The organism is Nostoc sp. DedQUE08 (genome assembly GCF_034530895.1).
Classification (GTDB): domain Bacteria; phylum Cyanobacteriota; class Cyanobacteriia; order Cyanobacteriales; family Nostocaceae; genus Nostoc.
Genome location: NZ_JAVRCD010000005.1, coordinates 58,022 through 84,359, shown reverse-complemented (window position 1 = coordinate 84,359; position 26,338 = coordinate 58,022). Strand labels below are relative to the sequence as shown.

Here is a 26,338-nt window from a genome sequence, read left to right as displayed (position 1 = left end):
AAGTTCTTTGTCAATAGTTACTTACTGTTTATTAAATTTTACTGCAAAGATAACAGAATGGTGTTGTTGGCAAATTCAGTAGCTTAGTGACAAATAGATGAAAGCGATCGCGTACCTCATATAATTGAAGCGAGATAAACGCGATCGCCTTGAATTCACTTAAAGTCTTTCAAACTGCTTATATAAGTCAGATTTTAGTTACGCTAATTTGCGTAGCGTAATATTCTCAATGTAAATTTCCTGCGAACGAGCAGTACTATCTGAGACAAACTTTACCTCTATATTTTCTGTTTGAGGCTCTTTCAATTCAGATAACTGTGCATTCACTTCTTTAGTGATATCAAAAACAAAGGTTTTACTGTTTGCATCTTCGCCATGCACATCAAAGAAGTTAACAGAACCAACATAGTAGCGATCTATATCGCTGATTATGCTAGAGATCGACTTGGTACGGGGCAAATTGACATAGACGTTATAGTTGCCGATTGGTTTTTCTGTGAAAGACAATTTAACTTCCAACAAATATAATTCCTGTCCCACAGATTTGTTTGCAGTCCGAGCGTCTAAGAATACTGGAATTTTTTGCAGAGGAGTAGATAATGGCACAGTCACATCTGTCAATTTATTTAAGCTCTGATGAAGTTGTTGCCCATCAGCCAGAACAGAAACGGGTGAGGCTAGTCTAGCCCTCAATTCTGTTGGTTTTATGACAACGCTTTTAACAAGTGCTACTTTTGCATCTGGATCTAGGCGATCGTATTTATAGTCCACACTATAAACTGCATCAATGACTGATTGAGGAGTGTTGTGACTCACTAGATTACCATCTTCATCAGCAAAGGTATAGATTGGGGCTAAATTCGATGGTAGGGGCAAATCCTCCGGTTTCGCTTGTCTAGCTTCTTTTTGTTCTGGGTTTGTTGGTGCTTTTTGCCAAGACTCCCAATAGCGATCGATGCTAGAATGATGTATCCAAAAGATAGTATCGAATCCAGCAGTACCAACATCTCCCATTAGCCCGATTTGAGCGGGAGCAGGCTGATTATTCCAGATAGGATTGGCTGCATCACCAACATCACCACCTATGTAACCATGCATTTCACCATGAGGTGAGTTCTCAATTTGATTACTAAAATTGAGAGGCGATTGATTAAAAATATTAGTTTTGTATGCTTTGTTTTTATCCTTCTTAATCTGTTGTTGTTCGATTTGTTCAACCGCTCCACCGACAAAATTGAGGACACTATTTCTCAAATCTGTATATAGAGAGCTAGATGTGATAAATTCCGGTGGCATGGTTCTTTTGTCTGCCCTAGTGTAGTCCCAGTATGGAATTGCAAATTGAGGATCTTTAGAGAGTTTACGAACAATTTTTTCAAAGTAAACTAGGTAAAGTCGATGCCAAGGTAAAAAGTTCTTGCCAGCAATTTGAGCGATGGGTAAGTTTAAATTTTGATCGCGTCTTCCATGAGTGCAATGTTGCCAAGCCTCTAACAGTTTTTGTACCTCTTGTTGCTGCTGTGGATCGTTGAATGCAGCTTCAGTATATTTGTTACAGAGTGAGTTACTCTGGGGAAAATTACTCAAACCTGGAGTCCAATGGATTGCACCTTGGTAATACCAACTTTTAGAATCTTGACAAGCCAAAGCTCGCATTTGTGCCAAGGCATTTGCCAATGAGTTTAAATCCTTTTTACCTTTTTCAGAGAAAACACTACTGCGAGTATATTTTATCTGCTTCATTTGCACACCTTGGACATTTGGCTGGAAAGATTGGGCATAGGCTTTACTTGGCCCTAGCAGGATGCTGACAGTAGTAAATATTGCTAAAATCAAAGCGATCAATAATTTCTTCATAATTTTATTGAGAGTTTGAGTAGCACAGCAATATACGGATATAATCTAAGATATTCCGCATTTTAAATATTTTTTGGTTGATTCAGCTAGAAAAAATAAGTATTTTATTCCAGCTGCTACTTAGGCAAAATGCTAATATTCCTCTCACAACAAAAAACTACTAATTTATCAGAGTTTTTAAATGGGGAATATACATTGATATTAAGTATGACACTATGTCATATTTCATTAAATCAGAAAAAAATAATTATGTATTTATTGTGTCCAGAGTTTATTCTATTTAACAAAATACTTAAGACTTCTAAACATAGCGGGTCAATACTGTGTAGGTTTTGAGAAAAAGTGAAAGGAAAAATAAAAAAGTTTTAACCTAAACTCAATTCCAAGTTAAAAATGCTTTAGCCTAAGCAGTATTGATAGTACAATATGCTTGGCTTAAAGGTTATTGGTGTAGATAATTGGTCTTTCAAGACGCGATTTATTGCGTCTCTACATCTGGGTTTTCTTGCTCATTCTGAACTGTATTGATTGATGTGAGTGGAGATTGAATGGTTAACTTTCGGCTGCATCTTATTTTTGAGAAATAACTGCTCCAAGGTACAGAGAAGTCTGAGTGGCAGCTTCCTTCACTCAGTACTTTGGTGGAGCTAGGGGAATATAGAGTTTGAGAGCTATTTTGCGTAAGCCTCCGAAAGACAAGGAAGGAAGAAGTAGCGTTGATTGCACAATTTGGAGTTCCCCAAGTGGCGAAACCCACGCTCCTAGAGCCATTCATCCCGATAACAGACCGCTGTTTGTGGTAGGGTTAATCAACAGTGAGCTTAGTAGTGAATGCATTGGTGCTATACCAATCGCCACAGAGCCAACTGTTCTGCCTAGTCAATGGCTAGTCGATTAAAGTTATAGCTGAAGCTGAAGGTGCATCCAAGTTAGTTACTGAGTCAGAGAGTTTATTATTTTACATATCTAAATTTTCTCAAACTTTTGTAGTGGGCTGGAAAGCCAGCTCAGTTAGCGACTTCCAGTTTAAAAAACATCCCATCCCTGCGGGACGCTTTGCGAACGTAGGGGTACAATGTTTACAACTTATACAAATGTAAAAATAATTTTGGATAATTTATTTTTTGTCAGTTCCTTAATGTAATTTCAATGTGGAACAGCTTATAAAAAATATGGCAACAGAAATACGTGTTTAGGAGTCTTGAAAAAGTAGGTTTCAAAATCTTTGTTACTGAACTATAAATTTTGATACACATTGCCCACAATTATCTAAGTTGGGGCCGATGATTATTGTGTTCATCTACTGCTAGATATGTCTAACCGTCCCTTGAACTTTGCAAGATCGATATTATTTTGGCGGCGCTTATTTGCTGTTGTTTTTACTAGTAGTTTTTTGCTCCCCAACTTGGGAAGCGAACCAGCAAGGGCGCAAGTAACTGAGTATTGTCAGTTATCATCAGCTGCGGCGCAAGAAAAAGAAAGCTTACGTTTGTCAGCGCTTAAAGGCAAACAAGATGCTCAAACGCGCTACCAAAGCATAATACAAGAACAGGCGCAGAAATTAAAGCAATGTCGCTCTCGAACTTGGCCGCAAACTCAAGCCCTTTGGTTACGCTTGTATCCGTGCGATATTCAGCCAGGAATAATCGATCAGGTTATGGATCGGATTGTTAATGGTGGCTATAACCAAGTTTATATAGAAGTATTTTACGATGGACAGGTACTATTACCAGCAAGAGCTAACCCGACAGTTTGGCCTGCTGTGATTCGCACTCCAGGGGCAGAAAATATTGATATACTCGCTACGGCAATTAAAAAAGGTCGGCAACGTGGTTTGAAGGTCTATGCCTGGATGTTTACCACAAATTTCGGCTATACTTACGCCCAGCGCCCAGATAGAGAAAGTGCGATCGCTCGTAATGGCAAAGGTCAAACGAGTTTATATGTGGTAGATAATGGCTCTCAACTATTTATCGACCCCTACAACCTGCAAGCAAAACGAGACTACTACAAATTGGTACAAGAAGTTTTGCGCCGTCGTCCAGATGGCTTGCTATTGGATTACGTGCGTTATCCTCGCCAAGCTGGAAGTGATTCTATCGCCACTAAAGTTTCAGATTTATGGCTATTTAGTCCCGCAACCCAAGAAGCTTTATTTAAACGGGCACAGAATTACAAAGGGCTGGACTTGATTCGCCGCTTTTTGAGTAAGGGATTCGTCACTCGTGGAGATGTAGCTGAAGTTGATAAGCTTTATCCCCAGGAAGGAGAACCCCTTTGGCAAGGACGCATCCCACTAGCGCAAAAGTCAATCCTGCCTGCAACCGATAGACAACCAGTTTTACAATGGGAGTTGTGGCAGCTTGCCGTTGCCCACGCTATGCAAGGAATTCTAGATTTTGTCACCATCGCTAGTTACCCTGCAAAGCAGCAAGGTGTTTCTACAGGAGTGGTGTTTTTTCCTGATGGCAACCAAACTGTTGGACAAGGGTATGATTCCCGTTTACAACCTTGGGATCGTTTCCCCAATACATTAGAATGGCATCCTATGGCTTATGGGAATTGCGGTAATGCCAGTTGTATCGTGTCGCAAGTGCAAAGGGTTTTGAGTATGGCAAAACCGGGTACACAGATAATCCCAGCTTTAGCCGGTCAGTGGGGAAAATCTGTTAGTAATCGTCCATCCCTAGAGGTGCAAATGCAGGCACTCCGGCAATTTGCCCCCCAACTGAAGGGAGTTAGCCACTTTGCCTATTCTTGGCAATATCCTCAGAGTGATAGCGATCGCAAATTCTGTCGAGTTAAGTAGACTTTTTGCAGAATTAGTAAAAAGGGATTGAATTTCCCTTTTAACTTTTAACTGATAGAATCACACACTTTACAAATTCATACTAAATATAGTTAACATCATAACTACAGCTTAAGTATAGTGTGTAGCGAGTCGTTGGAATGCCGAGGGTGCTGGACTATCTGCGAGGTACTGGCGTATTATCTCAGCACACGCACCTGGGCTTAACAAAGAGGTATCAACTTCAAGATCATAGATGCCAGGGATGTGGACTTCACGTTGCCATAACTGAACCGGATGTGGTATTGGGGAGTCAGCTGTACTTCCCACATTCCACCCGGTGTTTTGTCGTCGTTCCATAACGATCTCGATGGGGCAGTGAACGCCTACAAACAAAACCGGCAATCCCTTCAAACGTCGGGCACTATCAGCCAGAATACCCCGCTTTATTGCGTAGGCGTCATGGTGTCCGACATCAACCACGACATTCAGACCCAAACGGCTGTGGGCAGCGATAGACTCATACATAGCACTGTAAAGAATGGGAACAAAGGGTTCGATGTCCTGGCGTTCTCCCCCTGGCCGCAAACCGATCCCAGGCAGGTATCGTGCGGGAGTCATTTGCATAAATCTATCAACACCCAAATTCATCCACAGACCATCAAATGTCTCCTGAATCACTGCGACAATGCTCGACTTCCCCGATCGCGGGACACCATTCAGGATGATAATCTGTCCTAACTCCTGTGTCTGCCCCATGATTCCTCCTAGCATCCTTAATACATATAGTTAGCAGTTCCACGTTAGGGCTAAAACGTTGAATAGGCAAGAATTCAGGAGTCAGAATTTAGAATTCAGAATCAAGACGCTGTGCGTAGCGTCTCTGAAAGAGAAGCCTCTCGAACGCGAGTGCATTTCCTTTTGGGAAAAGAGAAGGCTTTACGCTGCGCTATCCGCCAGTTCTACAGAATTCAGAATGAATTTAGGACTCTTGAATTCTGTTCGATTGTCCGAAAAATGACTTTATTACCAAAGTTTCGGCAGGTTCAGTTCGCGATTAAGTCCCTACTTTTCAACTCAATTTAAAGCCAAGTCCTCTGGTGTATTACAGTTAAATAGCATTTCGGGTTCTGCTAAGGGCAAAACTTCTACCGGATATTGCCGAAGCCACTGCTGAAACGATCGCCCGCCTTGGTTGATAAACTCTAGGAGTTGTGGCAGACAGCGACGGCGATAGAAACCACACAGAGGCTCCCAACCTTTGGGATGATAAGCTAAAGCTGCGATCGCATTATCCCCCACGCGATCGAGTTGAGTTATCCAATCTTGCAACACCTCAACCCGCAACCTCGGTAAATCGCAAGCTAGCAGCAGCACCCATTCTGTCTTGACTTCGGCTAGCCCTTGAGCAAATCCAACTAAAGGCCCGTGGGCTAAAGATTCTCCAGACAAAGGTACTTCCCAAATAAACTCACAACCAGTCAAAAGCAAATCTTGATAGCGTTCTGGCCAGGGAGTTACTACATAAACTGTATCAGCACAGCTTTGAGCAATCCCACAAACTCGCTGCAACAACGGCACTCCTTCAATGGGAATCAAGGCTTTATCTTGACCCATCCGAGAACTCTTACCCCCAGCTAACACAATCGCTGTTAATTCGCTTCTGGTCGTCATAGTTATAGATCGAATTGGGGTCTGGGTACTAGTAACTGAGGATTAGGCACTAGAGAGGAGAATAATACATATTCAATGCCCAATGCCCAATGCCCAATGCCCTATGCCCTATGCCCTATTTTGACTTTTCTCCACTTGCTGCAATAAATGCTCTACGCTTTCTGCTGGTGCCAGACACTTCAAACCTTGGCAAACTAACCCAACGCTTCTCTCTGGTAAATCAGATGTTATCGCAAACACAGCTGCGGGTAAATACTTGGGAATCAAAGCGTTGATTTGCTCAGTTGTGCTGCGAATCAAGGTAGAATTACGATACCAATCCAAAGCTGTAAACAAGCTGGGACAAGCTTGGGGAGCGCGATGCATTATACTCCTAAAAGCTTTCAAACCAAGTTCCGCTAAATCCAAATAATCTAGATTATCGGTGAGTAGGGCAAGACGGACAAGGTTAGCGATCGCAATTCCATTAGCTGATGGTGTAGCATTATCTGCATAACTCCGCTCTCTGACAATTAAATCTTGACTAGAATCGCTTGATGTGTTATAGTAACCACCTAATTCTACACTCCAGAGAAATTCGTTGAATTCATCTTGGATAGCGATCGCATTTTCTAACCATTGCTTATGCTCAGGGTTGCAAGCTTGTAAATCCAAGAGAGCTTTAACAAACAAAGCATAATCTTCAGACTGCGCTAAAACGGTTGCTTCTCCTTGATAGTTGAGTCTCTGGAAACGTTCATTGACAAACTGATTTTCCAAAATAAAATTCGCCGCTCGTGCTGCTAATTCCAGATATAACGGTTCTTGAAAAACCCCAGCAGCCTTAGCCAGCCCAGAAATCATCAAGCTATTCCAGGCGACAATCATCTTTGTATCTGTCACCGAGGGAATGCGACCTGGCCAGTTAGTAGTTTTTGCTTCTTGGTTGTTACGAGCCGGGGGAAAAGTTTCTAAAGACTCAGAACTAACGCCATAGCGAGCGTTAAAGAGCTTACTCAGTGCTGTTTCCAGGGTTGCACTCAGTTGACCTGAATGCCGTCTTTGCAAAACATTACGTCCTTCAAAGTTACCGTTAGGCGTCACCGTAAACTGTTGTTGTAATTCTGTTAATTCTTCAAGCGTTAACAGTTGTTGTAATTCGCTGTAACTCCAAACATAAAAGGCTCCTTCTTCTGGTTCTACTGCCGTGGGAACAGTGAAGCTGTCGGCATCTTGAGCAGCATAGAAGTAACCTTCAGGCGCAGTCATTTCCCGCTTCAGCCATTGTACAGTTCCAGCAACCGCCCTCTCAAAGGCTGGCTCTTGTACTCCTGCACTCCATAAAGAAGCCAGATACTCGACAATTTGTCCATTGTCGTAAAGCATCTTTTCAAAGTGGGGTACTGTCCAAGTCGGGTCAACAGTATAGCGATGAAAACCACCGGCTACATGGTCATAAATGCCCCCTAGCGCTAAGTCTAGTCCTCGCTGGGTAGAAACTTGCTTGCCATCATAGCGAGATTCAAAATTAAATCGAGTTCCCCGCAGCGCTAATTCTGTGTAGGGAATCATCGGAAAGCTATTGCCAGATTGATTAGGAGTAATTACACCTGTGCTGGTTTCCCAACCTTGGCGGAGTAATTCCCGGTCTTCAAGCTCATCTGTTGTACCGTCTTGCAATACCGCAGACGTGAGCAGAGACTCAATAATTAAGGCTTTGCGTTGCTGTAATTCTGCTTTTTCGGTGTCGTAATAACGGCGAAGGGCTTGCAACACCTGCAAAAATCCCGGACGACCATAGCGCGGGTCTACAGGAAAATAAGTACCAGCGTAAAAGGGCACTAAATCTTCTGGGGAAAGAAAAATATTTAAAGGCCAACCCCCTTGACCGCTCATCATCTGCAAAGCTTGCATATAGATGCTATCGAGGTCAGGTCTTTCTTCCCGGTCTACTTTGATGGGAAGATAATTGGTATTCATGTAGTCAGCGATCGCAATATCAGAAAAAGCCTCGCCTTCCATGACAGTACACCAGTGGCAACTAGAATAGCCAATGGAAAGAAAAATCGGTTTATTTTGCGCCCTTGCAGTTGCAAGCGCTTCATCACACCAAGGCCACCAATCAATTGGGTTTTCGGCGTGTTTGCGGAGATAGAGGCTCTTAGCTTCAGCAAGGCGATTAGTCATGATTAAATGCAATTAGTTGCCTTCTTTGCTCAGTCTATCCTGTTCTTAGGAGTGTGAGCCTAGACAGCTATATACATTAAGTAAGAAATTCAACGAGCGAATTATCCCTTTCTTTTTAATCTCGCCTAAGTAAGTTGGTGTAAAAAAATGCAGTTTTGTAGTCAGCACTAACTACAAGGCAATTAATTATCCTTATATAAGGGACTTTCAGCAAACGTAGGGGTGCAAGGCTTTGTGCCCCTACAAATCTACAAATAATTTTGGATAATTTATTTTTTCTCAGTCCCTAATAATTGGGTTTATCTACGCCTACTTACTTACACCACTACAACTTATGAAACATTTTTATTGAAAAGATCGCAATAGCAAGCTAACAATATTTGGTGGTGTTTCTCGCACAGGTGATGCTGTCTTTGTTTGTATTAAAGTATTTGGGCTAAGTCCTGCTATCAGATGGAGCAAGAAGGTGATGATGGCGGCTTGCATAAGTTTTTCCAGCATGGCACGTCTCTTGTAAATGGATAGCATTTCAACTGTGACTGGTTATTCTAAATACACCTCGTACTCCCGATTTACCGAATCTAACAAAAATAACTTGATAAATGCCGAAGGAAATCCTAAAAAAATGTTTAAAATGTTACTGGTAGTTAACATAATTTCCTAAGCAAATCGGATTTCGGTTATCGGTTTAATCAATACATCGCCAAGGTTGTACAGCAAAGTCCGAGATATAAGATTGGCGACAATTGAAGTTTTTTGATTTATTCTTCCCTAAACCGGAATATTTTCTTAGACAGCTTTTGTCGCTAAAAAGTGCCCTTGGAGGTTGAATCTATTGCAAAAGCAGATTTTGCTCCTTTGGTGAATCAGACAGAATAGCCAAGATTTACTTATATCTACTTAGCAATAGTAGAGATCAGCCCCAGTTTCGTGCTGTCACCGATAAAATGTATTTAAAGTAGCCACAAACACGCTTCCATGATTCCTATCGTTATTGAACAATCGGGTCGAGGTGAACGCGCCTTTGACATCTACTCACGGCTGTTACGTGAGCGCATCATCTTTTTGGGACAACAAGTTGATAACAATATTGCCAACTTGATTGTTGCCCAACTGCTGTATTTGGATGCTGAAGACCCGGAGAAAGACATTTATATGTACATCAATTCTCCCGGTGGTTCGGTGACGGCTGGTATGGGCATTTTTGACACTATGAAGCATATTCGCCCTGATGTCTGTACAATTTGTACCGGATTAGCAGCGAGTATGGGCGCTTTTCTCCTCAGCGCGGGTACTAAAGGTAAGCGGATGAGTCTACCCCATTCTCGGATTATGATTCATCAACCTTTAGGCGGCGCTCAAGGACAGGCGACTGATATTGAAATTCAGGCGCGGGAAATTCTGTACCATAAGCGGCGGCTAAACGACTATTTAGCTGAACATACAGGTCAACCAATTGAGCGGATTGCTGAAGATACTGAACGTGACTTTTTCATGTCGCCAGAGGAAGCCAGGGACTACGGTTTGATTGACCAAGTGATTGACCGTCACGCCGCTGGTAGCCGCCCAGCAGTTGCTGTTCTTAATTAATAGTCACGATTGGTAAATGATGATTTACCACTTTTAATTTCCTTAAACCCTAAAAATAACCCCTTTTCATAACTGAAGAGGGGTTATTTGACTTACAGCAGTTTTTATGTATTTAGACCACAATTATGAGACCTAACCCCAGCCCCTTCCCTACTAGCGTTGGGGAGAAAATCAAAGCCTCTCTCCTTGTTATCAAAACAAACTTTTTGTGACTAAATAATACCAAGCAATTTGAATTTTATTTTCAACTTCATACTATTAAGGTCTTTTTCAGACTGTATTTTTTTTATTAAAAGCTTAATTTAGATTTAGATTACAAAGACACTAAGTCATTTTGTACAGTGTGTAATATCAAAAATCAATACATTTATCTTTAGGAAGAAACATCATGAATTGCTTCAAATCAAGTCTTAAGCTAACGTTGCTAACTTTATTAACTTGTGGATTGGTTTCCCCAGCTTTTGCGACACCCGATAACGACAATAGTATTTTTGCAGCCGATTTTGAAGGGAATTTGAATAGTGGTCAAGGATTTCTTCAGATTAAAGGCGATGTCACCACCACCGATGACTTAGAAGACTTTAGAAAAGTGCTACTCACGGGGCGCTCTAATTTACGTTTAAGACTGGAAGGCGTTGCCCCGAACGGAGGACGGACAGATTTGTTATTAGTTAGGGATTCAAACAACAATGGTCAAATCGATCGCAATCAAGGCGAAGTGATTGGTCAAAGTCGCGACTCATTTTCCCACCAAATTACACGCCAGAATCTAGCCGCAGGAAATTACTTCGTCATTATCCGAAGCAGACAGTTTAGCTCAAACAAAGTTCAGTATCAAGTCAGTGTAGATGCACGGGTGTAGTCAGTTCTGTAAACTCGCCGATCAAAAGCGCGATCGCGCTTTTGATCTTCCTCAACTCAAGAGGGTATTTTTCCCTCGTTAACCCTAACCCACTAATTGTCTACTTTGTCAATGCATAAGTTCTAGACGAATCAATTCTGGATAGCCCAGGTGCGGTACAATTTCAATTCGCACACGAGGCATAGTTAATCACAGTTTTATTTCCGCTCAAATAATACTATCTTTGGCAAATTCGTATTAGTTATTACTAGGAGTTATGCAAAAATTGCTAAAAAGCTTAATTTATCGAACCACCTTCTCTGTGAGAGGCTGACGCCAAGGCGCAGCGTATCGAAAAGAAGAGCGCCGAGAATTCGTAGAGTGTGCGTAACTCCTAATTACAAATGAAAAATCACAAATGACTAATCAAAATCCTGCTATTGGGTCTGGCTGAGATTGTAAGTATTTGAGAAATCCATGTAATTCTTCTTCAGTCAGCAAAGTCCGCCCGCGCTTACCATAGGTTTCAATCAGATGTTCCCGTCCTTGTTCTGGTGTCCAGCCTAAGCGCTGGATTTCGACATCTGTTTTAGCAATTACATCCGACAAATCTGCTGGTGTTGGTTGAGATGCAAGGGATGCAAGGTATTGCCGGAAGTCTAGTAATTCTGCTTCTGTCAGCAAAGTACGCGATCGCTTACCATAAGTTTTAATCAGATGCTCCCGTCCCCGTTCTGTTGTCCAGCCTAAACGCTGCATTTGGACATCGGTCTTAGCTAATATCTGAGATAAATCCTCAGAAGATATTCTAGTAATTACATTGTCTGATTCTTCTGAGTATGTAGAGAAATTTTGGAACTCTTCATATTCTGCATCAAGATTGCTGGGGTATTCTACTATAGGTTGAGCTTCAAAATATTTGAGTAATTCTAATAGTTTTTCTTGAGTAGGCGAATTCTGACTTTGCTTGCTAGAAGTTGTTGTAACATACTCCTGTTCCTCCTCTTTCATCCAACATAACCGTTCGATTTCAGAATTAATTTGTCCCTGCTGTTCCATCCAACATAACTGTTCGATGTCAACATTAATTTTGGCACTCACAACTCGATTTAATGGTTGAGATTCAAGGTATTGAAGGAAGTCTAGTAATTCTAATTGTGTCAGTAAAGTACGCGATCGCTTCCCATAATTTTTTATGAGATGTTCCCGTCCCTGGTCTATTGTCCACCCTAGTCGCTGCATTTCAACGTCTGTTTGAGCAATTACTTCAGAAAAATTCACAGGTCATAGCTTCCTTACTGTTTCAAGAGCCTATGTTATTAGTCATTAGCCCTTACAAATGACTAATGACCAATGACAAATGACAAATGACAAATGACTAATCAAAATCCCGCTATTGGGTCTGGCTGAGATTGTAAGTATTTGAGGAATCCGTGTAATTCTTCTTCAGTCAGCAAAGTCCGCCCGCGCTTACCGTAGGTTTCAATCAGATGCTCCCGTCCCTGTTCTGGTGTCCAGCCTAAACGCTGAAGTTCGACATCTGTTTTAGCAATTACATCTGATAAATCCACTGGTTCAGCTTTTTTCTTTCTCTTTCCTGTCACTGACGGGGTAGCGACATTTTCTTGAGGACTGTAACTCCGGGGTGTAAATGGTGTGACATTGTTGGCAGAAATTGCCGGAAAGGTTTGATTTTCTGGCTGGTTATCAAAATTTATTTCCAAGTTCTCAACTGGCGGATCGAATTCTAGCTCCTGCTTGGCAGTCATCGGAAAGTTTTGACCTAAATTCTGGGTATAGGTATCGTTTAGAGGCGCAGCATTGCTGTACCCGTATTGTTCCTTACTATTTGTTACTACTTCTGGTTTGATGTTCCGTTCTTTGGAAGGCGGTATAGAGATTTCTTTGTCGCTGACTGCTGGCCACTGACTACTAACAAAATCCTTATCTTTGGCCGAGGAATAAGCAGCAGGCTCACTCAATCCACCTTTAGTATTCAAGTCAGGATTTAGCTGTGCTGGGGAAACTGGACTTGAGGTCAACGCCACTGATTCTAGTGGCGCGTTTGTAATACCCAAAACTATCAGTGCCCTGGTTCTAGCTTGGTCTTCTGCTGCTTCGACTGTTTCTGCTGCTGCCATACCCGTAGCACGGGTTACGCCTTCAATTTGCACGCTTGCCCGAACAATATATTTTCCTTGAAAAATTTGCACTAATTCAGAAATCAAACTGCCTTTGGGATACAAGCTCTGGAATTGAGCCAACATAATACTGCTACCAATCTAAATATTTTTAATAAGGGGGTTGATACTGCTTGTATGTTTAAGCTCTATCAGCTGCCCTTACTTTAATTTACATCCACTCGATACCCAGGATGCCTGTCAATATTGCATTTATTTATTTTTAATTGTTTACTATCTGTCATCAGTTTCTTGGCAGGCGATGAGTAGGTATAATTCTCTCCTCTGAGCCGTCAAGGTGATATTCTTGCTTTGCCTGGTGTCCCAATTGTAGCAGTAGCTCTTTTTTGACGAAATTTTTGGTCAGTGCTAACTTATCTGGGTAGTCTTGCTTGCAATGCTATACTGATTACCCAAGTCTATATCTAGAACTATTTTCTGGAAGTGCGCTCTAAATCTACAATAATGGAGATAAGGTTCGCCCTCGCTGCTTATTAAGCTGCTTACCTAATTGTTACCGATTCTACATGTGGGAAAATTGGGTTCACCAGCAGTTCCTCCTAGTTAAAAATCAGAGTTTAATGGCGTAAAATTACCTTCTCTCTAGACAATCAAACACCTGTAGTTTCCACGCCACTTGACGGCAGTGCGGTCTTGGGGAGACCCCAGACGCTCGCAGACTCGCTAAGGCTTTTAGCGTCTCCCCTTGGAAAAGACCGCAGTGGCTCCCTTGCATAGCGCTTTTGGGCAGTATGGATTCTCTAAACCCAGCTTCTTAAAAACCCGTCGCGTAATTAACTAGCGGGGCTAAATTTTAATCAGGTGTGCAATCTTAAGTTTGGTTAGGTGAAGGGACTTGAACGCAGGCGAATTCTGAGAGCATCGTGCAGTGAGAAGTTTGTAAACGCCCAGAGTTGTCCGTGGGTCGGCTTCTTTGCAAAGGAACTGCGGGAGTAGTTTCCCCCTCTTACTGGGTCGGGCTTCCTTTCCTTAGAACTTAGGAAGCTTGCTTCAGAGCAATTAGTTTCCAGCTTGTTTCTGTAAGCCGTGAGGGTATACAGAAATGAACCAGATTAAACAACAAATGATGTTTTGACCAAAGGTCGGTTCACTGCATGGAATTTTCAATCGCTACACTCCTTGCCAATTTCACCGATGATAAATTGGTAGCTCGGAAGGTTTTAGAAAAGAAACTTGGCTGTGAAGATGAAAAAAGTTTACAAAAACTTCACATTGCCTTAGATGTTCTGGAAAAAATCGGTATTTTAGTGAAGGAACGGGGCAAGTACCGCCGTGTCTCAGAAGAGGGAATAATCGAGGCAAAACTCCGTTGTTCTAGTAAAGGTTTTTGCTTTGCTATTCAAGATGTGGAAGGAGCCGAGGATATTTACATCCGCGAAAGTCATCTGAGTAATGCTTGGAATGGCGATCGCGTTTTGGTAAGAGTTCTCAAAGAAGGCAGTCGCCGTCGCTCTCCCGAAGGTGAGGTGAAGCTGATTCTCGAACGCTCTAACCACACTTTACTGGCACGAATCAAGCAGGTAGAAACTGGTTTTCGGGCTGTGCCTTTAGACGATCGCTTACTGTTTGAACTCAAGATTCAACCTAACGGGGCGAAGTTAGAAGAAGCGATCGATCATCTGGTTCATGTGGAAGTTTTGCGTTACCCGTTGGCACAATATCCTCCCCTTGGTCGAGTGGTGCAAATCCTCGGTAGCGATGCCGAAGCCGCTGCTGATATAGATTTAGTTACGTGCAAACACGACCTTTCCCGGACTTTTCCAGATAATGTTCTAGAAGCAGCTGCGAGGTTGCCCAAAAAGCTCCTGAAAGCAGACCTGAAAAATCGGCTAGATTTACGTAATTTGTTTACTCTCACGATTGAAGGAGTAAATAGCGATACCAAAGTTATAGAAAACGCTTTTAGTTTAGAAAAAAACTTAGCTGGAAATTGGCTTTTGGGCGTTCATATCACCGATGTTTCTCACTATGTCCAACCTGATGAAGCCTTAGATAGAGAAGCACTCAAACGCGGCAAATCAGTATATCTAGGAGAATTGGTGTTACCAATATTGCCCCCAGCAGTAGCAGAACGCTGTTCTTTAGTACCTGGGAGCGATCGCTTAACCATCTCTTTTTTAATTACAATCGATCCCCAATCGGGAGAAGTGCTGGAATGGGAAATTCAACCCAGTGTAATTAACGTCGAGACTGCACTGACTACAGAACAAGCCCAAGCAATTCTCACAGGTGAAGTTGAAGATAAATCATCACAGGTTTTCCAAATCCTGCAAGACCTCCAAGCCTTGCAAACTGCCGTGAAACAGGTACGCTTGACTCGTGGTAGCCTCCAGTTGAATCTGCCGCCTAGCCAAAACGCCTATTATGATGAAGGGATTCTCGGCGCTGTGGTGGTGAATGATTTACCAGTGCGATCGCTACTCACGGAGTTGGTGTTATTAGTTAATCAACTGTTTGCAACTCACTTAAACGCCCTTGGTGTTCCGGCTATCTGGCGAGTTCAAGGTACTCCTGATGTTGAAGATGTCCAGGAAATGCTGAAATTGGCAGTCAATTTAGGCGTTGACCTCACATTAGATCCAGAAGTTGATATCCAACCCTTAGATTACCAACATTTGACCACAGCTTTTGCTGAATCTCCCTCCGAGCAAGTTCTTACTTACTTATTACAAGATACACTGAAGCCGTCTGCATACAGTACCACCAAAGGATCTCACTTTGGTCTGGCACTACCGCAATATGTCCACTTTAGCGCTCCCTTGCGGCGGTTCCCAGATTTGCTCATGCAGAGAGTGTATTACACGCTACTGGAAAACGGACGCGATCGCCGCAATACCCGTGTCAGAGAGCGCGTTAACCTACGCCACTCCTCCAGCCACGAGGAAATTAACTGGAACGTTTTACCCCCAGAATTGCAACAAGAACTGCAAAGCGATTTGACCAGGGTAATTGTTCAAATCAACGACCGAGAAAAAGAAGTCCAAGAAGCCGAAGCCGATTTAGCCGGACTGCAAAAAGCCCAACTGATGAAGCAACGCATCGGTCAGGTATTTCAAGGCGTGATTACCGGGGTTCAATCCTACGGTTTCTTTGTGGAAATTGAAGTACCCGCAGCTGAGGTGGAGTCCAGCACTAATCATGGTGTGCCTTTGCGGGTAGAGGGATTGGTACACGTCAGTTCTCTCAAAGATGATTGGTATGAATATCGCGCCAGACAACAGGCACTATTTGGGCGCAAAAATCGCGCTTCTTATCGACTAGGCGATCGCGTCGCCGTCCAAGTTAAGAGTGTCGATTATTACCGTCAGCAGATTGATTTGGTGACAGTAGGCAGCGATGGTGTCGCCAAAGGTTTAACTGGCAATGATTCTCGTGATGACCTTTCAGACCTCTACTTACCAAATGATATGGAGCCTGATGACCTAGATCCTTACTCTGAGGACGAGTAAAATAAACTACAACTTACGTGTCAAATAACACCAAACCTTTAATTTTAGGCGTATCGGGCGCATCTGGTCTGATTTACGCTGTTCGCGCGATCAAATTTTTGCTAGAAGCGGAGTATAGCATTGAATTGGTTGCCTCTAAATCAACTTACATGGTTTGGCAGTCAGAACAGGAAATTCGGATGCCACCAGAACCAACCGGGCAAGAACAATTCTGGCGAGAGCAAGCTGGTGTTGCACTTGCCGGTAAACTCCGGTGTCATCCTTGGAGCGATGTCGGAGCCGGAATTGCCAGCGGTTCCTTTGCCACTCTGGGGATGATGATTATTCCATGCAGCATGAGTACAGTAGCAAAGCTAGCGGTTGGCTTGAGTTCCGATTTACTAGAACGGGCAGCGGATGTCCAACTCAAAGAAGGGCGAAAGCTGGTTATTGTCCCGCGTGAAACGCCTTTTAGCCTCATCCACCTGCGTAACTTAACTTCTTTAGCAGAAGTTGGAGTTAGAGTTGTCCCCGCTATTCCCGCCTGGTATCACAATCCCCAAACCATCGAGGATTTAGTTGATTTTGTAGTTGCCCGTGCTTTAGATCAACTAGATATTGACTGTATTCCAATTCAGCGGTGGCAAGGTCGTCGCTAACGCCCTAAGTGGATTTATTGTAAATTTCACAATAGTCCTAAAAAGGTAATGATAGAGATGGCTGGTGCGATTCGTTGATTAGTGAATCACGGTACTCAGTCCGTAAATAACTAATCCAGCCCGACAGCAGATTACTGTCCTCAAAAGGCTGAACTCTCGGATTGATGCAGGTGCAAGTCCTGTCATTCAGACTCAGAATTGACTCCTTACCTGCCCACACCGAACAAGCTCGGTTCTTGTAGAGTGAAGCTGGGAACAGGGCGCAATCAGACGACCGTTGCGGGTTGACACTGGCGCTAATAGGGAGTTCCTATGATGAAACAGAGCCTAGAAAAACGACTTACTCTACGGCAGGGCGCAACGCAAAAACCCCTGACCGCACTGGAGATCATTCCCGCCGAACTATCTGCCAAAGATCGGCAAGAGTCCAGGGAATCCAGTAGTCGAATTGGCTACATCTAACGGAACAATCAATCTCTCCGAGGGAACGAATAAAAACGAGTTGTGGGTCTAGGGGCTTTTCGTTCCCCAAGTAGCCCAGACGAGCGGAGGAATCCCCACAATTCGGGTAGGACAGACCGTAATTGGTCTGAGGTGTTCAGAAAATACAAACTCTAGAAGAGAAAATGATTAGACACAGTTACAAAACTAGTGAATCTTGGAAAGCCTTACCGTGGAAGAAGTTCCGCCGAAATCTTTTCCGCCTTCAAAAGCGCGTATTCAAAGCTGTTCAAGTTGGTGACAAGCGGAAAGCTAGGTCACTCCAAAAGCTTATTCTAAAATCCACCTCGGCTCGATTTCTTGCAATAAGACAAGTATCTCAGCTAAACGCTGGCAAAAAGACGGCGGGTATTGATGGTAAGAAATTCCTCTCATCTGAAGAACGCTTCAACCTTGAAGAACTACTGAAAATGAATAGTGGAAATTGGAAGCATCAAGGATTACGGGAAATCCCTATACCTAAAAAGGATGGGACAACTAGAATGCTTAAGATACCAACCATTGCAGATAGAGCTTGGCAATGCCTTGCAAAATATGCACTCGAACCAGCACACGAAGCCACTTTCCACGCCAGAAGTTACGGGTTTAGAACGGGGCGCTCTGCCCACGATGCACAGAAATACATCTTTGAAAACCTTAGATCATTTTGCAATGGAATAGAAAAACGAGTAATTGAACTCGATATTGAAAAGTGCTTCGACAGGATTAACCACTCAGCAATAATGGATGAACTCATTGCCCCCAAAGGCTTAAAACTCGGAATATTCCGATGCCTCAGAGTGGAGTTAACCCAGAATTCCCTGAACAAGGAACCCCACAAGGGGGAGTGGTCAGCCCATTACTAGCAAATATTGCACTCAACGGGATTGAGAGTATACACAGATATCACTCTCAATATAGAGAGGGTAGAAGGATTACACCTAAAACATCGGCAGATAAAATTGCCGAGCCATCAATCCGATACGCGGACGACATGGTTATTATACTCCGACCTGAAGATGATGCAACAGAGATACTTGAAAGAATCAGCGAGTTTCTCCGCAAACGCGGAATGCAAGTAAGCCAAAAGAAAACCAAAGTTACCGCCGCGACAGATGGGTTTGATTTCCTCGGCTGGCACTTTAAAGTCCAGAAAAACGGAAAGTTCAGAAGCACTCCCTCAGTGGACAACTTCAAAGCATTCCGTAAGAAAGTAAAACACATCGTCAACAACTCGAATTATGGTGCTACCTCAAAGGCTGAGAAATTAGCTCCGGTAGTAAGAGGTTGGAGAAATTACCATAAGTTCTGCAAGATGGACGGGTCTAGAGACTCGTTATACCACATCCAAAAAAGAGCTTACACGGTATTCAATAAGGAAACCAAGCAGAACCGCTATTCTAGCAAAGAATTACTAGACAAAGCATTCCCAAAGGTTTCTTACTCCGAAAACAAACACGTTTCTGTCAAAGGAACTAAATCACCTTACGACGGAGATACAGCCTATTGGAGCGAACGTAATAGTAAGCTCTACAACGGCGAAACCTCTAAAGCTCTTAAGAAGCAAAACCATAAATGTGCTTCCTGCGGTTTAAAATTCATCGATGAAGAACGGGTTCACCTGCATCACATCGACGGAAATCACGCCAACTGGAAGAAAAATAATCTGGAAGCAATTCATGAGAGTTGCCACGATTACAAACACATGAGCAAAAGCGCAAGCTAAGAACATCGGGAGCCGTGTACACGGAAACGGGTACGCACGGATCTAACTGAGAGGTGCAGGGAATAATATCCCTCATCGACTCAACCATAGTATCAGTAGTCAGCGAATAGTAATTAACGTAAGTTCGATGAACCTCTCCCGGACAACCTCCCTCTCCCACGGGGAAAAAGAGGAGCAACGATAACATTAGGGTTTTGGCTCCCCTCTGGGTGTCCAAGAGGGGTTGGGGGACAACGTTAATTAGTGAAGAATAACCAGACTGTTCGCTGACTATTGACAACTGACCGCTGATAATTGACAACTGACAAAATTGCTATGGCTGTAATTCGCTTAATTCTATTGGTGGCAGTACTGGGAGGACTAACGCTGTTATTAGTCCAAAATTTCTCACCTGCCCTATCGCTAGTATTTTTGGGCGTGCGAACTCAACCATTACCACTAGCGATATGGATTTTGTTCAGTACTGCCACTGGTGCTTTCACATCGATATTGATTGCTACCTTATTTAATTTATCCAATTATTTTGTAGCAGGACAACGCCAAACTCCTAACAGAAGAACCACCCCTTCAAGTCGTGCGAAGGCAACCCAAAGAGAAGAACCGACATCTCGCCCTGCCAGTCCTCCACCACCAGCTAGTAAAAGAGAAGAGTCTAGCAGTGAGGGATTTGATGATTGGGAGACAAATAGCAGTAGAGATGATGATTGGAACTTTGATGAAAAGTCAGAAGAAGTGCCTATTCCTAATTCTCAAGCTCAACAACCTAAAGACTCAACAACTTACGAACGTCAATCAGAAGCCAAAAGCACTTCTCGGTCTGGTTCAGTTTACTCCTACAGCTACCGCGAGCCAAAAAATACGGCTGCGGGAAAAACTGAATCAATTTACGATGCTGATTACCGAGTAATTATCCCCCCTTACCAGCCGCCAACTACCAATCAAGCCGATGATGATGATTGGGAATTTTTTGAGGATGATGATGATTTTGAAGATGATGGTAAACGCCCCCGTCGGTGAGATGTAGCAGGCTACATCTCTATTTAATGCCACACCGTTCTCTAGATTCCTGCTTGACCCTACCAGTCATGGCAGCTTCTTGCAAAATCATGAAAGCATTAAAATCTTCCAAGTCATATCGGGTAGTCAACAGTTGTCGTAGTTGATCTTCAGCTTCAACTGTCAAATAACCAGTTGCTAAAGCTCTTTCTACAACGTCACGAATTCGAGTCATGGTTGACACCTCATTCATACAATATTTATTCATTCAGGCTTATCGGGGTGGAATATGCAGTAGTCTTTGTGTCGAAATTTCAATTTTTTTGCAAGTTTTTTTTGGGCGATCGCGGTAAATCAGTCATTATTTACACCTTTATTAGAAACATTTAATTGAGCGGGTCTTGTTATAACTGAACTTTTAGAATAACGACCCTGTGCTGTTAGAAACACAGTATTATGTATACTTAAAATTAACCATCAGAGTAAAAACCCTGATTATTCAGATAGACAGATATTGTTTAAATAAAGTTTCAAACAAGCTAGGTTAATTTTTTGGTTAAGCATAGGCATTACTATACAGCAATTACCTAGTTACTTCAGGTAAATTACTACATTCCTAAGAAATTGATTAGTTATTACTGATGGTAATTTCACAGAAGAATCGTTAATTTATTGCCTAAGTTACTTTAAATAGATTAATAACGGTAATTATGTCATTTCGTTCCTCTTAAAATAGAAGATGAATTTGCAGATTTTAAAAATAATTGGAAGTTAGAAAAGTTATAAGTAAATTTGAGAGAAACAAAGTGAAAAACTTTGATATCTGTTGAAAATAAATTTATTGAGGTTTATTTTGTTTTTGTATGCCTGCGGAAATTACTAATATCGGCATCAAGTTGTAGTAGTAAACTATTAGAGTTTGCGCGATTATGTATCAAACTCCGTATTTTTAAGTCCTAGATTGAATCGTTGAGTTTATAATTTAAAGCTGTGACTCAGCACTCAAAACTTATAATTGGAGCGAAGCAACTGGTGAGCAGCTTATTACAAGGAGTCAACCTGTACTTAATTGGTATTATGGGCGTTGGTAAGACGACAGTAGGGCGCTTACTAGCAAAAGAACTGGGTTATAGGTTTGTAGATACCGATGGTGTCATTGTCCAAGCAACAGGTAAATCTATCAATCAATTATTTGCAGAAGTTGGTGAAGCCAGGTTTCGCCAGTTAGAAAGTGACGTACTTTCACAAATTTGTGCTTTTACAAAGTTGACTATCGCAACCGGTGGGGGCATTGTATTGCGGCGAGAAAATTGGGGTTACTTGCACCACGGTTTGATAGTGTGGCTAGATACGCCAGTGGAGATAATTTACAGTCGTTTAGCTGAGGATACCACAAGACCACTGCTGCAAGATATCGATCCTAAAGCTAAGTTGCGATCGCTCCTCGAACAACGAACACCACTTTATTCTCAAGCTGATTTGCACATCACCGAGCGAGAGGGAGATACACCTGAAGACGTTGCCAAGCGAATACTTGAGGCAATTCCTAGCGTTCTCAAAACACAAGTTTCTCATTAAGAAGACTCAAATTACCAAATTTTGCCCATCCGTAGGATAAATCCTGGTAATTCTGGATTACCATTAACTGCTTCGGGATTATCCAAAATTTCAACTTCTCGATTCGGACGATAAATGTAGACTTTTCGATTTTGCCGATCGATTAACCAGCCTAGTGATGCACCGTTATCGATGTACTCCTGCATTTTCTCTTGTAATTTGATCGGGCGATGTCTACGACGGGCTACGCCTACGCTAGATGAGCGTAACTCAATCACAAAACTGGGGCAAATTGGTGCAAATGAAGCTTTTTGTGCATCTGTTAAGGCTTTCCAGCGCTCCAGTTCAATCCAAGAAGCATCAGGAGAACGCATTGCTCCATTGGGTAGTGTAAAACCTGCACTGGAGTCAAAGCCTATTTTGCTCTTGGCAGCTATGAGATATTGTTACAAGGTACAAAGTCTTCTACACTGACTGCATAGGTTTTAACTCTCTCTGTTAGGCTCCTCATGACGGTCAACGATTCTGAATACATCAGGCAAGCTGAAGCCACTCGTGTACGTGTACTCAGCGAAGCACTACCTTATATTCAACAATTCGCCGGTCGCACTGTTGTTGTCAAATATGGTGGCGCGGCAATGAAAGATAGCACACTCAAAGACAAAGTTATCCGCGATATTGTATTCTTATCCTGCGTGGGCTTGCGTCCGATTGTAGTCCACGGCGGTGGCCCAGAAATTAACAGTTGGTTAGATAAGCTGGGCATCGAACCACAATTTAAGAATGGTTTGCGAGTTACTGATGCCGCCACAATGGATGTGGTGGAAATGGTTTTAGTTGGTCGAGTTAATAAAGAAATTGTCTCCCTGATTAACCAAGCTGGTGGATTGGCTGTAGGACTTTGCGGTAAAGACGGTAATCTATTTACAGCCCGTTCCCAAGGTCAAGAAGGCATCGGCTTTGTGGGGGAAGTCAGCAATGTGAATATCAAGATTTTGGAAACCCTCGCTAGCAATGGCTATATTCCGGTAGTCTCTAGCGTCGCCGCAGACGAAACGGGACAAGCTTATAATATTAACGCTGATACCGTAGCCGGGGAAATCGCCGCTGCATTAGGTGCAGAAAAGTTAATTTTACTGACTGACACCAGTGGAATTTTAAAAGATTACAAAGACCAATCTACTTTGATTCCGAAAGTAGATATTCGTGAAGCCCGCGAGTTGATTGCTGATGGTATAGTTAGCGGTGGGATGATTCCCAAAGTGAATTGTTGTGTGCGATCGCTTGCTCAAGGAGTCCGTGCCGCACACATCATCGATGGTCGCATTCCCCACGCGCTGTTACTAGAAATCTTTACTGACGTTGGGATTGGGACAATGATTTTGGGTTCGCAGTTTACCTATTAGAGTGCCGAGTGCTGAGTGAGAAGTGAGGAGTGAGGAGTAAAGAGTTCTTATTATCCCCTCATCTCCCTACTCTACCGGGGATAGGTAATAATAACCCGCGATCGCCCACCGCTAAATGGTGTACGAGGCCATGAATTATTGATAATTACTGGATTAACTAGGGTTGAATCTCGAATTGTTGGATTGATCGGCGTGAAATTTCTCACGTTTTGCCTAAACTGGGGATAGGAATAATCGCGGTAATTATTGCGTTGTGGTATCAGTCCTGTTGTTGGGTCTACAAGCATAGGTGTGGGAATCGGACTACCATAAATAAAGGAACCCACAGAAGGCGATCGCCTGACTCCATAATCATAACCACCATCATTTACGAACACACGCTCGGCGGAATGCGATCGCCTGACTCCATAACCACTATCAATCACGAACGCGCGCTGGGCGGAAGCTGGAGCAATGCTTACACCCATCACTGCTAAAGTCATACCTGCTAAGAGCCAATTCAGTTGCGAATGCTTGATTTTCAACATAATTTTGCTCACCTGCATTTGATACCAGAATTTTTAATCAGAAAATAGTTGCAGCTACTTAGTTAAATTTTAGAAGTTTATCTGCTTCAGATTGCCAGCTTTTGAAAAGATTCCAAAAAGATTGCTGGCATTGGCAAAATGAAAATAGTGCTAATTTTTGTATAAGACGTGAGTACAGAAAGTTTAGAAATTGCTAAAACCCGCTACCAGGCTGGGAAAGTTGCCTTTGAGAATGGGCAATACCGTGAAGCTGTAGAAAATTTAGAAAAGGCCAGCGCTTTATTAGCTCGTAATTCTCGTCTTGGGGGCGAAGTAGAAATTCATCTAGTGACAGCTTATGAAGCGGCTGGACGCACGGATGATGCGATCGCTCTTTGCGAAAGACTCAAACGCCATGCCCATTTTGAAATCAGCAAACAAGCGCGGCGGATGCTTTATATCTTAAAAGCACCAAAGCTGAAAAGACCCAGCGAATGGATGACCGAAATCCCCGATTTGGGCACACTAGCCGATAATGAACTCAAAATTTCTGTACCTGCTAAGTCTTCAAAATCTTCTGGGGAGCAAAAGCCAAAACCTGCCGAGCCAGAATTCGTTGACCTCAGTCAGGTCAATACCAGAGATAATCGCTTTATCTGGGTGGCACTAATTGCCATTGGTTTAACCATCTCGTACTTGGTTTGGTTGAATTTTTCAGGAACTCCTGGCTGATAATAATTTTGGATTTTGGATTTTAGATTCTTGTGGTTTATGCTTCACCCAGAAGGGTTGAGGCATGAAGCAAAATCCAAAATTTAAAATTTTTGAGCTTTATCCGCTTATCGGTGGGGTCAATCCAAAATCCAAAATTTAAAATCCAAAATCTGTTGACTTTGGGGGAGATTTATAGTTATGAATTCTTCAATTTTCGGAAAGATTTTCTTGTGGTTAGTCAGATCGTTTAATTTTGTGTTGGCAAATATGAAATTGCCCTCACGAGTGAATGGCCGAAATCGAATAAACCGCGTCTTTCCCATCCGAAATCCTATTCTTTGGCTAGTGCTGTTAACATCTCTCCTACTGACTGGCTGTGTGAAGTACGATGTGGGACTTAACTTTGACAACTCAAATAGTGGCGAACTAGTACAGCATATTAAGTTGGGAGAACGGCTAACCAGTTTTAGCGGCGATTCGGTGTACGAGTGGTTAAAGAGCATAGAACGCCGCGCCCGTGAACTTGAGGGTAAAGCACAGCGAGTTTCCCCAGAAGAAATCATCGTCACAATTCCTTTTAGCAGTGGTAGGGAATTGCAAGAGAAGTTCAACGAATTCTTTAACTCCCGTGCGAATCAACCCTCTGAGTCTGTACAGAGCGAATCTGACTCAGGACTGCCGAAAATTGAATCAAACGTCCTCTTGGAGGAGAATAATTTTTTACTTTTAGTCCGAAATCGGTTGATTTATGATTTGGATTTGCGATCGCTCTCTCTAATCGCTAGCAAAGGTAACGTCCTAGCTAATGCTGGTTCAATTCTCGATTTGGAATTTAGCTTGAAGACTCCTTGGGGAGCCAAAAATATTCAACTAACTGAAACTGCAATTGAGCCAGAAAAAAATGGCAATCAATTAGTGTGGAAACTCCAGCCTGGTGAGCTAAACCACATAGAAGCTGTTTTCTGGCTTCCTAGTCCCCTTGGTATCGGTGGGTTGTTAATTATCCTGTTTGTCTCAGGAGGATTGTACTTGAGATACAATTTCATGCCAGATCCCAGAATTCAGTTTCTTCCTAAAGCAGCAGCCATCCAAGAACAGTAAACTATTTATTTGTTAAATATTGTTAGCGAAGCCGATGCATTTTCCATCGGCTTTTTTACCTTTTTCCCAGCTTTTTGTAAAAATGATTCATAGCGAATTAGCCAAAGAAATTGTTCGTGTTTCCTATTTGAAAGGCGAGTTTCGGTTACGTTCTGGTCAGATATCTTCTCATTACTTTGATAAATATCAGTTTGAATCTAATCCTTTGTTACTGAAGCAGTTAGCTAAAGAAATGGTAAAAAAGATTCCACCAAACACGGAAATTTTAGCCGGACTGGAATTAGGAGGAGTTCCTTTAGCAACAGCAATTTCATTAGAAGTTGAATTACCAGTTGTCTTTGTTCGGAAGACAAAAAAAGAATATGGTACTGAGAAAATAGCAGAAGGAATTGATATCCAAGGGAAAAAATTGTGTATCATTGAAGACGTGATTACAACAGGTGGTCAAGTTGTAAAAAGTACCGAAGCGCTGCGTAATCAGGGAGCGATCGTGGACTTTGTACTCTGCGTAATCTGGCGCGGAAGAACGGAAGACAACAGCCTCGAAAAAGCTGGTATTCAAAAACTTCCTCTATTTGATATGGAAGAGCTTTCAGTATGGATGGAACTGTCTTGAAGCCCACAATTAAAATATCTTAGACAATAGCC

At 42.6% G+C, this 26,338-nt stretch carries 22 protein-coding genes and 2 pseudogenes; 14 read left to right on the top strand and 10 right to left on the bottom strand.

Annotated features, from left to right (window positions below):
• Window positions 1-198 precede the first annotated feature (198 nt).
• The gene (locus RMY64_RS05030) at window positions 199-1,857 is read right to left on the bottom strand and encodes a tyrosinase family protein (RefSeq protein ID WP_322699467.1); all 1,659 of its coding nucleotides are present in this window, start codon (window positions 1,855-1,857) and stop codon (window positions 199-201) included.
• 676 nt (window positions 1,858-2,533) lie between these two features.
• Between RMY64_RS05030 and RMY64_RS05025 the strand changes: the two genes are divergently transcribed.
• Both RMY64_RS05025 and RMY64_RS05020 read left to right on the top strand, forming a co-directional pair.
• The gene (locus tag RMY64_RS05025) at window positions 2,534-2,755 is read left to right on the top strand and encodes a hypothetical protein (protein ID WP_322670740.1); all 222 of its coding nucleotides are present in this window, start codon (window positions 2,534-2,536) and stop codon (window positions 2,753-2,755) included.
• A 414-nt stretch (window positions 2,756-3,169) separates the two neighbouring features.
• Window positions 3,170-4,666 carry a family 10 glycosylhydrolase gene (locus RMY64_RS05020; RefSeq protein ID WP_322699466.1) on the top strand — a complete coding sequence of 499 codons (1,497 nt, stop codon included), beginning with the start codon at window positions 3,170-3,172 and terminating at the stop codon, window positions 4,664-4,666.
• A 111-nt stretch (window positions 4,667-4,777) separates the two neighbouring features.
• Here RMY64_RS05020 and RMY64_RS05015 read toward each other — a convergent pair whose 3' ends face one another.
• The 4 genes from RMY64_RS05015 to RMY64_RS05000 all read right to left on the bottom strand — a co-directional run bounded on the left by RMY64_RS05015 (window position 4,778) and on the right by RMY64_RS05000 (window position 9,013).
• Entirely contained in the window at window positions 4,778-5,404 is a 627-nt protein-coding gene (locus RMY64_RS05015; RefSeq protein WP_322670742.1) for a chloramphenicol phosphotransferase CPT family protein, read from the bottom strand.
• Window positions 5,405-5,722: 318 nt separating this feature from the next.
• Window positions 5,723-6,319 (bottom strand): molybdenum cofactor guanylyltransferase, encoded by a 597-nt coding sequence (locus RMY64_RS05010; RefSeq protein ID WP_322699465.1) that lies wholly within the window; start codon window positions 6,317-6,319, stop codon window positions 5,723-5,725.
• Between the two features lie 108 nt (window positions 6,320-6,427).
• The gene (locus RMY64_RS05005; RefSeq protein ID WP_322699464.1) at window positions 6,428-8,485 is read right to left on the bottom strand and encodes a thioredoxin domain-containing protein; all 2,058 of its coding nucleotides are present in this window, start codon (window positions 8,483-8,485) and stop codon (window positions 6,428-6,430) included.
• A 345-nt stretch (window positions 8,486-8,830) separates the two neighbouring features.
• The gene (locus RMY64_RS05000; RefSeq protein ID WP_322699535.1) at window positions 8,831-9,013 is read right to left on the bottom strand and encodes a hypothetical protein; all 183 of its coding nucleotides are present in this window, start codon (window positions 9,011-9,013) and stop codon (window positions 8,831-8,833) included.
• Between the two features lie 450 nt (window positions 9,014-9,463).
• On the opposite strand from RMY64_RS05000, the gene clpP reads away from it, so the two are divergent.
• Window positions 9,464-10,075, top strand: coding sequence for an ATP-dependent Clp endopeptidase proteolytic subunit ClpP (clpP, locus tag RMY64_RS04995; RefSeq protein WP_322670746.1), 612 nt, complete (start codon window positions 9,464-9,466; stop codon window positions 10,073-10,075).
• 388 nt (window positions 10,076-10,463) lie between these two features.
• The gene (locus RMY64_RS04990; protein WP_322670747.1) at window positions 10,464-10,937 is read left to right on the top strand and encodes a hypothetical protein; all 474 of its coding nucleotides are present in this window, start codon (window positions 10,464-10,466) and stop codon (window positions 10,935-10,937) included.
• A 405-nt stretch (window positions 10,938-11,342) separates the two neighbouring features.
• Here the strand turns inward: RMY64_RS04990 and RMY64_RS04985 are convergent, their stop codons facing one another.
• Together RMY64_RS04985 and RMY64_RS04980 are read right to left on the bottom strand one after the other, a co-directional pair.
• The gene (locus tag RMY64_RS04985; RefSeq protein WP_322699463.1) at window positions 11,343-12,197 is read right to left on the bottom strand and encodes a hypothetical protein; all 855 of its coding nucleotides are present in this window, start codon (window positions 12,195-12,197) and stop codon (window positions 11,343-11,345) included.
• Window positions 12,198-12,298: 101 nt separating this feature from the next.
• Window positions 12,299-13,183, bottom strand: coding sequence for a hypothetical protein (locus RMY64_RS04980; protein WP_322699462.1), 885 nt, complete (start codon window positions 13,181-13,183; stop codon window positions 12,299-12,301).
• Window positions 13,184-14,211: 1,028 nt separating this feature from the next.
• Between RMY64_RS04980 and RMY64_RS04975 the strand changes: the two genes are divergently transcribed.
• The 5 genes and pseudogenes from RMY64_RS04975 (at window position 14,212) to RMY64_RS04955 (ending at window position 20,427) form a co-directional block, all read left to right on the top strand.
• Entirely contained in the window at window positions 14,212-16,566 is a 2,355-nt protein-coding gene (locus RMY64_RS04975; protein WP_322670750.1) for a ribonuclease R family protein, read from the top strand.
• A 17-nt stretch (window positions 16,567-16,583) separates the two neighbouring features.
• Window positions 16,584-17,204, top strand: coding sequence for a flavin prenyltransferase UbiX (locus tag RMY64_RS04970; protein WP_179065018.1), 621 nt, complete (start codon window positions 16,584-16,586; stop codon window positions 17,202-17,204).
• Window positions 17,205-17,516: 312 nt separating this feature from the next.
• Window positions 17,517-17,666, top strand: coding sequence for a hypothetical protein (locus RMY64_RS04965; protein ID WP_322699461.1), 150 nt, complete (start codon window positions 17,517-17,519; stop codon window positions 17,664-17,666).
• A gap of 164 nt (window positions 17,667-17,830) precedes the next feature.
• Window positions 17,831-19,410: pseudogene (locus tag RMY64_RS04960) on the top strand (group II intron reverse transcriptase/maturase).
• 315 nt (window positions 19,411-19,725) lie between these two features.
• The gene (locus tag RMY64_RS04955) at window positions 19,726-20,427 is read left to right on the top strand and encodes a LapA family protein (RefSeq protein WP_322670752.1); all 702 of its coding nucleotides are present in this window, start codon (window positions 19,726-19,728) and stop codon (window positions 20,425-20,427) included.
• 19 nt (window positions 20,428-20,446) lie between these two features.
• On the opposite strand, the gene RMY64_RS04950 is transcribed toward RMY64_RS04955, so the two are convergent.
• Window positions 20,447-20,641, bottom strand: a complete 195-nt coding sequence (locus RMY64_RS04950) for a hypothetical protein (protein ID WP_322670753.1) — start codon at window positions 20,639-20,641, stop codon at window positions 20,447-20,449.
• Between the two features lie 797 nt (window positions 20,642-21,438).
• Between RMY64_RS04950 and RMY64_RS04945 the strand changes: the two genes are divergently transcribed.
• Window positions 21,439-21,984: a shikimate kinase gene (locus tag RMY64_RS04945; protein WP_322670754.1), complete on the top strand. Its 546-nt coding sequence runs from the start codon at window positions 21,439-21,441 to the stop codon at window positions 21,982-21,984.
• An 11-nt stretch (window positions 21,985-21,995) separates the two neighbouring features.
• Here RMY64_RS04945 and RMY64_RS04940 read toward each other — a convergent pair.
• A pseudogene (locus RMY64_RS04940) lies at window positions 21,996-22,379 on the bottom strand (Uma2 family endonuclease); the annotation flags it as partial.
• A 93-nt stretch (window positions 22,380-22,472) separates the two neighbouring features.
• On the opposite strand from RMY64_RS04940, the gene argB reads away from it, so the two are divergent.
• On the top strand, window positions 22,473-23,369 hold the full coding sequence (gene argB, locus RMY64_RS04935) for an acetylglutamate kinase (protein ID WP_322687856.1): 897 nt from the start codon (window positions 22,473-22,475) through the stop codon (window positions 23,367-23,369).
• 71 nt (window positions 23,370-23,440) lie between these two features.
• Here the strand turns inward: argB and RMY64_RS04930 are convergent, their stop codons facing one another.
• Complete coding sequence (locus RMY64_RS04930; RefSeq protein ID WP_322687857.1) at window positions 23,441-23,896, bottom strand: hypothetical protein; 456 nt, start codon at window positions 23,894-23,896, stop codon at window positions 23,441-23,443.
• A gap of 168 nt (window positions 23,897-24,064) precedes the next feature.
• Here RMY64_RS04930 and RMY64_RS04925 point away from each other — a divergent pair, with 168 nt between their 5' ends.
• From RMY64_RS04925 to pyrE, 3 genes are all read left to right on the top strand, one after another.
• On the top strand, window positions 24,065-24,607 hold the full coding sequence (locus tag RMY64_RS04925) for a tetratricopeptide repeat protein (protein WP_322699460.1): 543 nt from the start codon (window positions 24,065-24,067) through the stop codon (window positions 24,605-24,607).
• Window positions 24,608-24,787: 180 nt separating this feature from the next.
• A complete protein-coding gene (locus RMY64_RS04920) occupies window positions 24,788-25,690 on the top strand; it encodes a DUF3153 domain-containing protein (RefSeq protein WP_322699459.1) in 903 nt (300 codons plus the stop codon).
• Between the two features lie 82 nt (window positions 25,691-25,772).
• Window positions 25,773-26,306 (top strand): orotate phosphoribosyltransferase, encoded by a 534-nt coding sequence (gene pyrE, locus RMY64_RS04915; protein ID WP_322699458.1) that lies wholly within the window; start codon window positions 25,773-25,775, stop codon window positions 26,304-26,306.
• Window positions 26,307-26,338: the final 32 nt, after the last annotated feature.